A 14,320-nucleotide genomic window follows, 5' to 3' on the forward strand; every position below is an offset into this window, starting at 1 on the left:
ACTGCGTTGTTATGCATTGCACTGTACCAGTACGCGAGTACAAAAGACAGAAAAAAAGCCCCGATGGTAAAAATCGGGGCTGTATATATTATTTTACAGATTGTGTTCGCTGTTCAGCGATGATTACGCATCACCACCGAAACGACGACGACCGGTAGAGTCATCACGACGCGGAGCGCGGCCTTCACGACGTTCGCCGCTAAAACGACGACCATCACCACGGCCACCTTCACGGCGTTCACCGCTGAAGTTACGACCGCCTTCACGACGTTCGCCACCGAAACCACGACCACCGCCACGACGCTCACCGCCAGTATGCGGCTGTGCATCGCCCAGTAACTGCATGTTCATCGGCTTGTTGAGAATGCGAGTGCGCGTAAAGTGTTGCAGCACTTCACCCGGCATACCTTTCGGCAGTTCGATGGTGGAGTGAGAAGCAAACAGCTTGATGTTACCAATGTAACGGCTGCTGATGTCGCCTTCGTTAGCAATCGCACCAACGATATGACGAACTTCAACACCATCATCACGGCCCACTTCAATGCGGTACAGCTGCATATCGCCAACATCACGACGTTCACGACGCGGACGATCTTCACGGTCACCACGCGGGCCACGGTCGTTACGATCGCGCGGACCACGGTCATCACGGTCACGGAATTCACGTTTCGGACGCATCGGCGCATCTGGCGGTACGATCAGAGTACGTTCACCCTGTGCCATTTTCAGCAGTGCCGCAGCCAGAGTTTCGAGATCCAGCTCTTCACCTTCTGCAGTCGGCTGAATTTTGCTCAGCAGTGCGCGGTATTGATCCAGATCGCTGCTTTCCAGCTGCTGCTGTACTTTAGCGGCGAATTTTTCCAGACGGCGTTTGCCCAGCAGTTCTGCGTTCGGCAGTTCTACTTCCGGAATAGTCAGCTTCATAGTACGTTCAATGTTGCGCAGCAGACGACGCTCGCGGTTCTCAACGAACAGCAGCGCGCGGCCAGCACGACCCGCACGACCGGTACGACCGATACGGTGAACGTAAGACTCAGAATCCATCGGGATATCGTAGTTAACTACCAGGCTGATACGCTCAACGTCCAGGCCACGGGCTGCAACGTCGGTCGCAATCAGGATGTCCAGACGACCATCTTTCAGGCGTTCCAGTGTCTGTTCACGCAGCGCCTGGTTCATGTCACCGTTCAGCGCGGCGCTGTTGTAGCCGTTACGCTCAAGAGCTTCAGCCACTTCCAGAGTCGCGTTTTTGGTACGAACGAAGATAATCGCCGCATCAAAATCTTCCGCTTCCAGGAAACGTACCAGTGCTTCGTTTTTGCGCATACCCCAGACAGTCCAGTAGCTCTGGCTGATGTCAGGACGGGTAGTCACGCTGGACTGAATGCGCACTTCCTGCGGCTCTTTCATAAAGCGGCGGGTAATGCGACGAATCGCTTCCGGCATGGTTGCAGAGAACAGAGCGGTCTGATGACCTTCCGGGATCTGCGCCATAATGGTTTCAACGTCTTCGATGAAGCCCATGCGCAGCATTTCGTCAGCTTCATCCAGAACCAGACCGCTCAGTTTAGAGAGGTCCAGAGTGCCACGTTTCAGGTGGTCCAGCAGACGGCCCGGAGTACCGACAACGATCTGCGGCCCCTGACGCAGGGCGCGTAATTGCACGTCATAACGCTGGCCGCCGTACAGAGCAACCACATTTACGCCGCGCATGTGTTTAGAGAAATCCGTCATTGCTTCAGCAACCTGTACCGCCAGTTCGCGGGTCGGTGCCAGCACCAGAATCTGTGGTGCTTTCAGCTCAGGATCAAGATTCTGCAACAGAGGTAAAGAGAATGCTGCAGTTTTTCCGCTCCCCGTCTGGGCCATACCCAGAACGTCGCGGCCATTCAGCAGATGTGGAATACACTCTGCCTGAATTGGAGATGGTTTTTCGTAACCCAGATCGTTAAGGGCTTCAAGGATAGGAGCCTTCAGGCCCAGATCTGCAAAAGTGGTTTCGAATTCAGCCATGTAGTACGTGTGCCTCAAAATTAATGGCGGCCAGTCTACATAACTCATCATGAAATTGATCAGCAATTTTCATTGAAAAGTGTGAACCGGCTCAAAGTAGGTGTATTAACGAACAACAACGCCCTCACCCGTTAAGGTGATGGCAATCAAAAAAGATTACGGGCTGATGTGTACGTCAGCTATTGCTGGTCCGATTCTGCCAGGTCATCTTGGTCCTGGCCCAGGAGCGATAATTCCAACAATGCGTATCGGTGCTCAACAAAGTTATGAACGTTGTTGGCAACCGCCAGTTTGAACAGTGCCGTGGCGCTGTCCAAATCCCCCAGACTTAGGTAGTACTTACCTAAATAGAAGTTGGTTTCACTGAGATGCTCAGCGAGCGAGGTGTTATCCGTTGCGTCCGCCTTGAGCCTTTCCATTAACGTTTGTTCGCTAATGTTGCCCAGGTAGAACTCGACAATGTTCCATCCCCACTGTTCCTTATCCGATTTTTCGAAGTGCTGTTTCAACACTTCTTTAGCCTGCTTCTCATCGAGCTTCTGCTCGGCGAGATAAAGCCACAGACTACGGAAAGGATCATTGGGATCGTCTTGATAAAACGCCAGCAGATCATCTTGCGCTAACTTATCACGACCGCCGTAATATAATGCGATCCCGCGATTCAAGTGCGCGTAGTTGTAAGTTGGATCAAGCTCAAGTACAGAATCAAACGCTTCATAGGCAGCATCAAAATTGCCTGCCTGCGTTAAATATATGCCTAAGTAATTGAACACTTCAGGCATATCCGGTCGGATTGCCAGCGCTTGCGAAAAATCGTTACGCGCTAATGCCCTCAGACCGAGACTATCATACAACACTCCGCGCTCATATAAAAGCTGTGCGCGTTCGTCATCGGTTAAAGCCCGACTGGCAAGGATTTGTTCCATACGTGCCAGAATCACTTCCTGCTGTAAAGTCGGTTGCAATGGTACCGCGAGGACTTCACTTTTACGCCAGGAAGTATTACTGCATCCTGCAAGCGTAAGTGCTGTCGCAACGAAACACCAGCGCAAAAAAGGCTTCATTTCCCACTCCCGAAGACCACGGTTGAATGAACGTCCTGTTCCCGGTTGCTAACAAGGCGTCCTGCCCGGTTAAAAGCCCCCCGCCGCAGCGGAGGGCAAATGGCAACCTTACTCGCCCTGTTCAGCAGCCGGAGCTTCCGGTGCTGCAGCAGGTTGAGACTGCTCAGTCGCTTCTTTAATGCTCAGACGGATACGGCCCTGGCGATCAACTTCCAGAACTTTCACCGGTACTTCCTGACCCATCTGCAGGTAATCGGTCACTTTCTCAACGCGTTTGTCAGCGATTTGAGAGATGTGGACCAGACCTTCTTTACCGCCGCCGATGGCAACAAATGCGCCAAAGTCAACGATACGGGTCACTTTACCAGTGTAGACGCGGCCCACTTCGATTTCTGCAGTGATCTCTTCGATACGACGAATAGCATGTTTCGCTTTCTCGCCGTCGGTCGCTGCGATCTTCACAGTACCGTCATCTTCGATTTCGATGGTAGTGCCAGTTTCTTCGGTCAGGGCACGGATAACAGAGCCGCCTTTACCGATAACGTCTTTGATCTTGTCCGGGTTGATCTTGATGGTATGGATACGCGGTGCGAACTCAGAGATATCGCCACGCGGCGCGTTGATCGCCTGTTCCATTACGCCCAGGATATGCAGACGCGCACCTTTAGCCTGGTTCAGCGCAACCTGCATGATCTCTTTGGTGATACCTTCAATTTTGATATCCATCTGCAATGCAGAGATACCCTCGCGGGAACCCGCAACTTTGAAGTCCATATCGCCCAGGTGATCTTCGTCGCCCAAAATGTCAGACAGTACAACGTAGTTGTCGCCTTCTTTCACCAGACCCATTGCGATACCCGCAACGGCAGCTTTGATCGGCACACCTGCGTCCATCAGCGCCAGAGACGCGCCGCACACGGAAGCCATAGAAGAGGAACCGTTGGATTCAGTGATTTCAGACACAACACGTACGGTGTACGGGAATTTGTCCATATCCGGCATGACTGCCAGCACGCCGCGCTTCGCCAGACGACCGTGACCAATTTCACGACGCTTCGGAGAACCGACCATGCCGGTTTCGCCTACGGAGTACGGAGGGAAGTTGTAGTGGAACAGGAAGGTATCGGTACGTTCGCCCATCAGTTCATCAAGAACCTGCGCGTCACGAGCAGTACCCAGCGTTGCGGTAACCAGCGCCTGCGTTTCACCACGGGTGAACAGCGCAGAACCGTGAGTACGCGGCAGCACGCCAGTACGCACATCCAGACCACGGATCATATCTTTTTCACGACCGTCGATACGCGGTTCGCCTGCCAGTACGCGGCTACGAACAACGTTTTTCTCGATAGCGTGCAGAATTTCACCCAGTTCGTTTTCGTCCAGGGTTTCGTCTTCAGCAAGCAGCGTCGCGATGGTTTCAGATTTGATGACATCAACCTGCGCATAACGCTCTTGTTTGTCGGTGATGCGGTAAGCATCGCTCAGGCGAGCTTCAGCCAGTGCAGCAACGCGCGCGTTCAGCGCTTCGTTTACCGGCTCCGGCTGCCAGTCCCAACGTGGTTTACCGGCTTCTTTCACCAGTTCATTGATGTTCTGAATAACAACCTGCTGTTGTTCATGACCGAACACTACTGCGCCCAGCATCTGGTCTTCGCTCAGCAGTTCAGCTTCAGATTCAACCATCAGAACAGCGGCTTCAGTACCGGCAACAACCAGATCCAGTTTGCTCTCTTTCAGCTCGTCCTGAGTCGGGTTCAGTACGTACTGGTCATTGATGTAACCTACGCGAGCAGCACCAATCGGACCATTGAACGGAATACCAGACAGAGACAGTGCTGCGGAAGCACCAATCATCGCGACGATATCCGGGTTAACTTGCGGGTTAACAGAAACCACGGTGGCGATAACCTGAACTTCGTTGACGAAGCCTTCCGGGAACAGCGGGCGAATCGGGCGGTCAATCAGACGCGCGATCAGGGTTTCGCCTTCGCTTGGACGACCTTCACGACGGAAGAAGCTACCCGGGATACGACCAGCAGCGTAGGTACGCTCCTGATAGTTAACGGTCAGTGGGAAGAAGTCCTGACCTGGTTTGGCTTTTTTCTGGCCAACAACGGTAACAAATACCGCGGTGTCATCCATGCTAACCATAACAGCGGCAGTAGCCTGACGAGCCATCATGCCGGTTTCCAGAGTCACGGTGTGTTGGCCGTACTGGAATTTACGAACGATCGGATTAAGCAATGTAATATCCTTTCTCTTTCTTAGACAGTACCTTACGGCACTGGTGTTAATACCCGATCTTCTGCGCATCCTCGCGACTAATGACAACCCTAACCCAGCTCTATGTGGGTAAAGCCTCTCATTAGCCGCGCGAACCTCTGCAACGGAAGATCATTCATAGCAACAATACATTAGTTTCCAGTGAATTGCTGCCGTCAGCTTGAAAAAAGGGGCCACTCAGGCCCCCTTTTCTGAAACTCGCAGGAATTAGCGACGCAGACCCAGGCGCTCGATGAGCTGGGTGTAACGTGCTACGTCTTTACGTTTCAGGTAGTCGAGCAGTTTACGACGCTGAGAAACCATGCGCAGCAGACCACGACGGCTGTGGTGATCTTTTTTGTGCTCTGCAAAGTGCCCCTGCAGGTGGTTGATCTGTGCAGTCAGCAGTGCTACCTGAACTTCGGTAGAACCGGTGTCGTTTGCGTCACGACCAAACTCAGAAACGATTTTAGCTGTTGCTTCAGTACTTAGAGACATTTTAAAACTCCAAAGTATATAGAATGAAAGGACGCCGATCTCTAATTCAGCGATCCCAGTGTACGTTACGCAAAGTGTTAAACAATTTACGCGACGTTAAGCGGCAGTATTCTACTCGTAGCGACCTGTTATCGCAAGACGGTTAACATTACGCCGGGTATTCAACCACCAGGCGACGAGGCGCGACGCGGCCTTCATCGTCAATTTCGCCCATACCGATAAACTTGCCGTTCTCACCTTCTGTAACGCGAACCAGTCCTTCCAGCGGCGCACCGGATGTACGAACTGGGTTACCATTTTTGAAGTAAACAGAAGACGTTAACGGAAGATTCACCACCGGGTAGTCCGAAGCTGGACTGTCCATTAGCATCAGTAATGGATCAAGTAACTCCGCAGCCGGAATATCCTGCTGTTCGGCTTGTTCGACCAGTTCACGCAGATGTTCCAGGGTCACCATCCGTTCAACCGGATATTTACTTACCGCCAGACGACGCAGGTAAATAACATGCGCGCCACAACCGAGTTTTTCACCCAGGTCATCAATGATGGTGCGGATATAAGTGCCTTTTGAGCAGTGAATTTCCAGCTCCAGCTCATTGCCTTCGTGGCGAATAAACAGCAATTCATAAACGGTAATCGGGCGCGCTTCACGCGGTACTTCAATGCCCTGACGCGCATATTCGTACAGTTTTTTACCCTGATATTTCAGTGCTGAATACATCGAAGGGATCTGTTCGATATCGCCACGGAAAGTATCCAGCGCCGCCGCCAGTTGCTCTGCGCTAAAGGTTACCGGACGTTCTTCAACGATTTGTCCGTCGGCATCAGAAGTATCGGTACGCTGTCCAAGACGCGCAATGACCCGATAGCGTTTGTCGGAGTCCAGCAGATACTGGGAAAACTTCGTCGCTTCCCCGAAGCAAATTGGCAACATGCCAGTTGCCAGCGGGTCCAGCGCACCGGTATGCCCGGCACGGTTGGCGTTATAAATCCGTTTCACTTTTTGCAGCGCATCATTGCTGGACATACCCTGCGGTTTATCCAGCAACAAAACGCCGTTAATGTCGCGACCGCGACGACGAGGACGACTCATTAGTCCTCCTTGCTGTCGTCCGGGTTAACACGACGTTCTTCGTCATGTTTGACCACGCTGGTCACCAGGTTTGACATGCGCATCCCTTCAACCAGAGAGTTGTCGTAGAAGAAGGTCAGTTCCGGCACGATACGCAGGCGCATCGCTTTCCCCAGCAGGCTGCGGATGAAACCAGAAGCTTCTTGCAACGCTTTGATGCCCGCTTTAACCGCGTCTTCATCTTTGTCGTTGAGGAACGTCACATATACTTTGGCATACGCCAGGTCGCGAGACATTTCGACACCGGAAACGGTGGTCATCATGCCCAGGCGAGGATCTTTAATTTCACGCTGCAGGATGAGAGCGATCTCTTTTTGCATTTCCTGCGCTACGCGCTGCGGGCGACCAAATTCTTTCGCCATAATAAATTCTCCTGACAAAAAAGGGGCTGTTAGCCCCTTTTTAAAATTAATTTCAGGTGGAAGGGCTGTTCACGTTGGCCTGATAAGACGCGCCAGCGTCACATCAGGCAATCCATGCCGGATGCGGCGTAAACGCCTTATCCCGCATGGAACCCTAAAAACCTTAAGCGATGGTACGTTGGATCTCGATGATTTCGAATACTTCGATCACATCGCCAGTGCGGACGTCGTTGTAGTTCTTAACGCCGATACCACATTCCATACCGTTACGGACTTCGTTAACGTCATCTTTGAAGCGGCGCAGGGACTCCAGCTCGCCTTCGTAGATAACCACGTTGTCACGCAGAACGCGGATCGGGTTGTGACGTTTAACCACACCTTCGGTAACCATACAGCCTGCGATGGCACCAAATTTCGGCGATTTGAACACGTCACGAACTTCCGCCAGACCGATAATCTGCTGTTTCAGTTCCGGAGACAGCATACCGCTCATCGCCGCTTTCACTTCGTCAATCAGGTTATAGATGACGGAGTAGTAACGCAGATCCAGGCTTTCCGCTTCAATCACTTTACGTGCAGAGGCATCAGCACGTACGTTGAAGCCAACCAGGATGGCGTTGGACGCCGCAGCCAGGGTGGCGTCGGTTTCGGTGATACCACCTACGCCAGAACCGATGATCTTCACTTTAACTTCGTCAGTAGACAGTTTCAGCAAGGAGTCGGAGATCGCTTCCACAGAACCCTGTACGTCTGCCTTCAGGACGATGTTCACTTCGTGAACTTCGCCTTCGGTCATGTTGGCGAACATGTTCTCGAGTTTAGATTTCTGCTGACGCGCCAGTTTAACTTCGCGGAATTTACCCTGACGATACAGTGCAACTTCACGCGCTTTCTTCTCGTCACGTACAACGGTAACTTCATCACCCGCAGCCGGTACGCCGGACAGGCCGAGGATTTCCACCGGAATGGACGGACCCGCTTCCAGCACTTCCTGACCTAGTTCGTTACGCATCGCACGAACACGACCGTATTCGAAGCCACACAGAACGATATCGCCCTTGTGCAGAGTACCTTCACGTACCAGAACGGTAGCAACCGGACCACGACCTTTATCGAGGAAGGATTCGATAACCGCACCGCTCGCCATACCTTTACGTACCGCTTTCAGCTCCAGAACTTCCGCCTGCAGCAGGATAGCGTCCAGCAGTTCATCGATGCCGGTACCCGCTTTCGCAGATACGTGTACGAACTGGCTTTCACCGCCCCACTCTTCTGGCAGGATGCCATACTGGGAGAGTTCGTTCTTAACACGATCCGGATCGGCTTCTGGTTTATCAATCTTGTTCACTGCAACCACCACCGGTACCTGCGCCGCTTTCGCGTGCTGGATTGCTTCGATGGTCTGCGGCATCACGCCGTCGTCGGCAGCAACAACCAGGACTACGATGTCCGTTGCCTGCGCACCACGAGCACGCATTGAAGTAAACGCGGCGTGCCCTGGGGTGTCCAGGAAGGTGATCATGCCGTTTTCAGTTTCAACGTGGTATGCACCAATGTGCTGGGTAATGCCGCCCGCTTCGCCAGAGGCCACTTTCGTTGAACGAATGTAGTCCAGCAGAGAGGTTTTACCGTGGTCAACGTGACCCATGATGGTCACAACCGGCGCGCGCGGTTCAGCCGCAGCCCCCGTGTCACGGTCGCTCATTACCGCCTCTTCCAGCTCGTTTTCACGACGCAGGATAACTTTGTGGCCCATCTCTTCAGCAACCAGCTGTGCGGTTTCCTGATCGATAACCTGGTTGATGGTTGCCATTGCGCCCAGTTTCATCATCGCTTTGATGACCTGAGAGCCTTTAACCGCCATCTTGTTCGCCAGTTCGCCAACGGTGATGGTTTCGCCGATCACAACGTCACGGTTAACGGCCTGAGCTGGCTTCTGGAAGCCTTGCTGCAGGGAAGAACCTTTACGTTTTCCGCCTTTACCTCCACGTACTGCTGCGCGAGCTTCTTCACGATCAGCTTTTGATTCAGCGTGTTTGTTGCCTTTCTTCGGACGCGCTGCTTTCGCGTTACGACCACGGCCACGGCCGCCTTCGACTTCACGATCGCTTTCGTCTTCTGCCTGGCGAGCATGTTGAGAAGTAGTGACGTGATAATCGCTGGAATCTTCAGTCGGTTCCGCGTTATCAGTCCATTTGTTTTCTTCCGCCATACGACGTGCTTCTTCAGCAACGCGACGTGCTTCTTCTTCGAGTTTACGACGCGCTTCTTCTTCAGCTTTACGCTTGAGCTCTGCAGCTTCCTGCTCACGGCGGGCTTTTTCAGCCTGGGCGTTTTTAGTCATATCGTCTTGTTGATTGCTCACTTTGTCTTTTTCCGCAGCTTCACGTTTCGCTTGTTCAGCAGCTTCACGCTTAGCTTGTTCTGCGGCCTCACGTTCAGCTTTTTGTTGCGCCTCGCGTTTAGCCGATTCTTCTGCCTCACGACGGGCTTGCTCTTCCGCTTCACGCTGCGCTTGCTCTTCCGCTGCAAGGCGTTCAGCCTCTTGCGGATCGCGTTTCACAAAGGTGCGTTTCTTGCGGACTTCGATTTGTACCGATTTGCTTTTTCCACCGGTACCAGGAATGTTAAGGGTGCTGCGTGTTTTACGTTGCAGCGTCAATTTGTCCGGGCCTGAATTTTTCTGATTCAGGTGGTCAATCAAAGTCTGTTTCTCTTGTGCGGACACAGAGTCGTCAGCAGACTTCCGGATACCTGCATCAGCAAATTGCTGTACCAGGCGTTCCACGGAGGTCTGTCGCTCTGCGGCCAGCGTTTTAATCGTTACATCTGTCATGCTGTTCCTTCCTGCTACAGTTTATTACGCTTCGTCACCGAACCAGCAAATATTACGGGCAGCCATAATCAGTGCTCCGGCTTTTTCGTCGGTCACCCCTTCGATATCAGCCAGATCATCAATGCCCTGTTCGGCGAGATCTTCCAGCGTACAAACGCCACGGGCGGCCAGTTTGAATGCCAAATCACGATCTATCCCTTCAAGGTTCAGCAGATCGTCAGCCGGTTTGTTATCACCGAGGCTTTCTTCCTGGGCCTGTGCAATGGTGGCCAGTGCATTTTTAGCACGCTCGCGCAGTGCTTCAACGGTCGGCTCATCAAGGCCTTCGATTTCCAACAGCTCTTTCATCGGCACATAGGCCAGTTCTTCCAGCGTCGAGAAGCCTTCTTCTACCAGAACAGTCGCGAAGTCTTCGTCGATGTCGAGATATTTGGTGAAGGTGTCGATCGCTGCGTGCGCTTCCGCCTGATGCTTAGCCTGCAGGTCGTCAACGGTCATCACGTTGAGTTCCCAACCGCTCAGCTGCGAAGCCAGACGCACGTTCTGACCGTTACGGCCAATCGCCTGCGCCAGGTTACCGGCTTCAACGGCGATATCCATGGTGTGTTTATCTTCATCCACCACGATAGAAGCAACGTCTGCCGGTGCCATTGCGTTAATCACAAACTGCGCCGGGTTATCATCCCACAGGACGATATCGATACGCTCGCCGCCCAGTTCAGTAGAAACCGCCTGAACACGCGCGCCACGCATACCTACACAGGCACCTACCGGATCGATACGTTTATCGTTGGTTTTCACCGCGATTTTCGCACGAGAACCCGGATCGCGAGCCGCTGCTTTAATTTCAATCACTTCTTCGCCGATTTCTGGCACTTCAATACGGAACAGTTCGATCAGCATTTCCGGCTTGGAACGAGTGACGAACAGTTGCGCGCCACGCGCTTCCGGGCGAACGGAATAGAGCACGCCACGAACGCGGTCGCCAGGGCGGAAGTTTTCACGCGGCAGCATATCTTCGCGCAGGATCACGGCTTCAGCATTGTTGCCCAGCTCCAGAGAGATGTTGTCGCGGTTTACTTTTTTCACCACGCCGGTGATGATTTCACCTTCGTGTTCACGGAACTGATCAACCACCATCGCACGTTCGGCTTCACGCACTTTCTGCACGATAACCTGTTTTGCCGTCTGGGTAGTGATACGGTCAAAGGTAACAGACTCAATCTGATCTTCAACGTAATCGCCCAGGTTCAGGCTTTCATCTTCATAACGTGCGGCTTCAAGGGTGATTTCCTTGGTCGGCTGGGTGACTTCATCAACAACTAACCAGCGACGGAAGGTGTCAAAATCACCGCTTTTGCGATCGATCTGTACGCGGACGTCGATCTCTTGTTCATATTTTTTCTTTGTTGCTGTCGCCAGCGCGCTTTCCAATGCTTCGAAAATCTTCTCGCGAGGTAGCGCCTTTTCATTGGATACGGCTTCAACTACAGCCAAAATTTCTTTGTTCATCGCGGGCTTTTCACCTCATCCAGACTATTAAAAGTGGGGAACCAGGTTCGCCTTCTGGATATTACTCAGCGCGAACACTTCATCTTTACCTTCGACGGTAACTGTGATCATTTCACCGTCTACCGCTTTGATAACGCCCTGCCATTTACGACGGTTTTGTACCGCCATACGGAGAACCAGAGTCACCACTTCTCCGACAAAACGGGCGTAGTGTTCAGCCGTGAACAGTGGGCGATCGAGACCCGGTGAGGAGACTTCCAGGTTATAAGCAACGGTGATGGGATCTTCAACATCCAGCACAGCACTTACCTGGTGGCTCACATCAGCACAATCATCAACATTGATGCCATCTTCACTATCAATATAGATGCGCAGTGTGGATGTGCGACCGCGAATAAATTCGATGCCAACCAGTTCAAAACCCAGGGCCTCAACTGGCGCAGTAATCATCTCTGTTAATTTTTGCTCTAATGTGGACAAGCCCACCCCCAAGACATAAAAAAAGGGCCTAAAGCCCAGTTATTCTGTAGTCAGATAACAAAAAACCCCGATAAATCGGGGCTTTATATAACTGAACCCTATAACCGCAACTGCGGTCTGGAGCACTTTCCAGAAGGATTTTTTCAAATCCCACTACGAAGGCCGAAGTCTTCACAGTATATTTGAAAAAGGACTCTAAGGGAAAGTGGTTGCGGGGGCCGGATTTGAACCGACGACCTTCGGGTTATGAGCCCGACGAGCTACCAGGCTGCTCCACCCCGCGCCTGAAACGCGGCAAATTCTACTCGTTTTGGGTAAAAGATGCAAATACTGCTGGGATTTGGTGTACCGAGACGGGACGTAAAATCTGCAGGCATTATAGTGATCCATGCCACATTTTGTCAACGTTTATTGCTAATCACGTGAATGAATATCCAGTTCACTTTCATTTGTTGAATACTTTTGCCTTCTCCTGCTCTCCCTTAAGCGCATTATTTTACAAAAAACACACTAAACTCTTCCTGTCTCCGATAAAAGATGATTAAATGAAAACTCATTTATTTTGCATAAAAATTCAGTGAGAGCGGAAATCCAGGCTCATCATCAGTTAATTAAGCAGGGTGTTATTTTATGACGACGATTCTCAAGCATCTCCCGGTAGGTCAACGTATTGGTATCGCTTTTTCTGGCGGTCTGGACACCAGTGCCGCACTGCTGTGGATGCGACAAAAGGGAGCGGTTCCTTATGCATATACTGCAAACCTAGGCCAGCCAGACGAAGAGGATTATGATGCGATCCCTCGTCGTGCCATGGAATACGGCGCGGAGAACGCACGTCTGATCGACTGCCGCAAACAACTGGTGGCCGAAGGTATTGCCGCTATTCAGTGTGGCGCATTTCATAACACCACCGGCGGCCTGACCTATTTCAACACGACGCCGCTGGGCCGCGCCGTGACTGGTACCATGCTGGTTGCTGCGATGAAAGAAGATGGCGTGAATATCTGGGGTGACGGTAGCACCTATAAAGGAAACGATATCGAACGTTTCTATCGTTATGGTCTGCTGACCAATGCTGAACTGCAGATTTACAAACCGTGGCTTGATACTGACTTTATTGATGAACTGGGCGGCCGTCATGAGATGTCTGAATTTATGATTGCCTGCGGTTTCGACTACAAAATGTCTGTCGAAAAAGCCTACTCCACAGACTCCAACATGCTTGGTGCAACGCATGAAGCGAAGGATCTGGAATACCTCAACTCCAGCGTCAAAATCGTCAACCCGATTATGGGCGTGAAATTCTGGGATGAGAGCGTGAAGATCCCGGCAGAAGAAGTCACAGTACGCTTTGAGCAAGGTCATCCGGTGGCGCTGAACGGTAAAACCTTTAGCAACGACGTAGAAATGATGCTGGAAGCTAACCGCATCGGCGGTCGTCACGGCCTGGGCATGAGCGACCAGATTGAGAACCGTATCATCGAAGCGAAAAGCCGTGGTATTTACGAAGCTCCGGGGATGGCACTGCTGCACATTGCGTATGAACGTCTGTTGACCGGTATTCACAACGAAGACACCATTGAGCAGTATCACGCGCATGGTCGTCAGTTGGGCCGTCTACTGTACCAGGGGCGTTGGTTTGACTCCCAGGCGCTGATGCTGCGTGACTCTCTGCAACGCTGGGTTGCCAGCCAGATCACTGGTGAAGTTACCCTGGAGCTGCGCCGTGGGAACGATTATTCAATCCTGAATACCGTCTCAGAGAACCTGACCTACAAGCCAGAGCGTCTGACGATGGAAAAAGGCGACTCGGTGTTCTCGCCAGATGATCGTATTGGTCAATTGACCATGCGTAATCTGGATATCACTGATACCCGAGAGAAACTTTTTGGTTATGCCAAAACTGGCCTGCTCTCCTCCTCTGCCACTTCAGGCGTGCCGCAGGTGGAGAATATGGAAAACAAAGGCCAGTAATTCGACATCAACCCTGCCCTTCAGGGGGGGGCCCCTATTAAGTTGTCAAGCATGTTATGACCCCTGCGGGGTATAAAAAGTCCCGTCGCGCATCATGGCGAACAGAACGTCGCAGCGTCGTCTCGCCAGGGCGATAAGCGCCTGATTGTGTCGTTTTCCCTGACTCATTTTGCGGGTGTAGTAAGCC

11 protein-coding genes, 1 tRNA gene and 1 pseudogene are annotated in these 14,320 nt (G+C 52.1%); 1 reads left to right on the forward strand and 12 read right to left on the reverse strand.

Going from position 1 to position 14,320, the window contains the following annotated elements:
- Positions 1 to 123: 123 nt before the first annotated feature.
- From deaD to BGK49_RS14160, 11 genes are all read right to left on the reverse strand, one after another.
- Positions 124 to 2,013: an ATP-dependent RNA helicase DeaD gene (gene deaD / locus BGK49_RS14115; protein ID WP_001295553.1), complete on the reverse strand. Its 1,890-nt coding sequence runs from the start codon at positions 2,011 to 2,013 to the stop codon at positions 124 to 126.
- The gene (yrbN, locus tag BGK49_RS27230; protein WP_010723222.1) at positions 2,006 to 2,086 is read right to left on the reverse strand and encodes a protein YrbN; all 81 of its coding nucleotides are present in this window, start codon (positions 2,084 to 2,086) and stop codon (positions 2,006 to 2,008) included. The genes deaD and yrbN overlap by 8 nt, the downstream gene beginning before the upstream one ends.
- Before the next feature lie 106 nt (positions 2,087 to 2,192).
- A complete protein-coding gene (gene nlpI, locus BGK49_RS14120; RefSeq protein WP_000802080.1) occupies positions 2,193 to 3,077 on the reverse strand; it encodes a lipoprotein NlpI in 885 nt (294 codons plus the stop codon).
- A gap of 108 nt (positions 3,078 to 3,185) precedes the next feature.
- On the reverse strand, positions 3,186 to 5,321 hold the full coding sequence (pnp, locus tag BGK49_RS14125; RefSeq protein WP_001297425.1) for a polyribonucleotide nucleotidyltransferase: 2,136 nt from the start codon (positions 5,319 to 5,321) through the stop codon (positions 3,186 to 3,188).
- A 246-nt stretch (positions 5,322 to 5,567) separates the two neighbouring features.
- On the reverse strand, positions 5,568 to 5,837 hold the full coding sequence (rpsO, locus tag BGK49_RS14130; RefSeq protein WP_000059466.1) for a 30S ribosomal protein S15: 270 nt from the start codon (positions 5,835 to 5,837) through the stop codon (positions 5,568 to 5,570).
- A gap of 148 nt (positions 5,838 to 5,985) precedes the next feature.
- Complete coding sequence (gene truB / locus BGK49_RS14135; RefSeq protein ID WP_000089688.1) at positions 5,986 to 6,930, reverse strand: tRNA pseudouridine(55) synthase TruB; 945 nt, start codon at positions 6,928 to 6,930, stop codon at positions 5,986 to 5,988.
- Positions 6,930 to 7,331 (reverse strand): 30S ribosome-binding factor RbfA, encoded by a 402-nt coding sequence (gene rbfA, locus BGK49_RS14140; RefSeq protein ID WP_001040205.1) that lies wholly within the window; start codon positions 7,329 to 7,331, stop codon positions 6,930 to 6,932. Before rbfA ends, truB begins: the two co-directional genes overlap by 1 nt.
- Before the next feature lie 163 nt (positions 7,332 to 7,494).
- The gene (gene infB, locus BGK49_RS14145; RefSeq protein ID WP_000133044.1) at positions 7,495 to 10,167 is read right to left on the reverse strand and encodes a translation initiation factor IF-2; all 2,673 of its coding nucleotides are present in this window, start codon (positions 10,165 to 10,167) and stop codon (positions 7,495 to 7,497) included.
- 24 nt (positions 10,168 to 10,191) lie between these two features.
- Positions 10,192 to 11,679, reverse strand: a complete 1,488-nt coding sequence (gene nusA / locus BGK49_RS14150; protein ID WP_001031064.1) for a transcription termination factor NusA — start codon at positions 11,677 to 11,679, stop codon at positions 10,192 to 10,194.
- 27 nt (positions 11,680 to 11,706) lie between these two features.
- On the reverse strand, positions 11,707 to 12,159 hold the full coding sequence (gene rimP, locus BGK49_RS14155) for a ribosome maturation factor RimP (RefSeq protein ID WP_024259668.1): 453 nt from the start codon (positions 12,157 to 12,159) through the stop codon (positions 11,707 to 11,709).
- Between the two features lie 206 nt (positions 12,160 to 12,365).
- A tRNA-Met gene (locus BGK49_RS14160) sits at positions 12,366 to 12,442 on the reverse strand.
- Positions 12,443 to 12,789: 347 nt separating this feature from the next.
- Here BGK49_RS14160 and argG point away from each other — a divergent pair.
- Entirely contained in the window at positions 12,790 to 14,133 is a 1,344-nt protein-coding gene (gene argG, locus BGK49_RS14165) for an argininosuccinate synthase (RefSeq protein WP_000207691.1), read from the forward strand.
- A gap of 54 nt (positions 14,134 to 14,187) precedes the next feature.
- Here the strand turns inward: argG and BGK49_RS29460 are convergent.
- Positions 14,188 to 14,320, reverse strand: a pseudogene (locus BGK49_RS29460) (IS110 family transposase); the annotation flags it as partial.

The organism is Shigella sp. FC1544 (assembly GCF_001722145.1).
GTDB classification, from domain to species: Bacteria; Pseudomonadota; Gammaproteobacteria; order Enterobacterales; family Enterobacteriaceae; genus Escherichia; species Escherichia coli.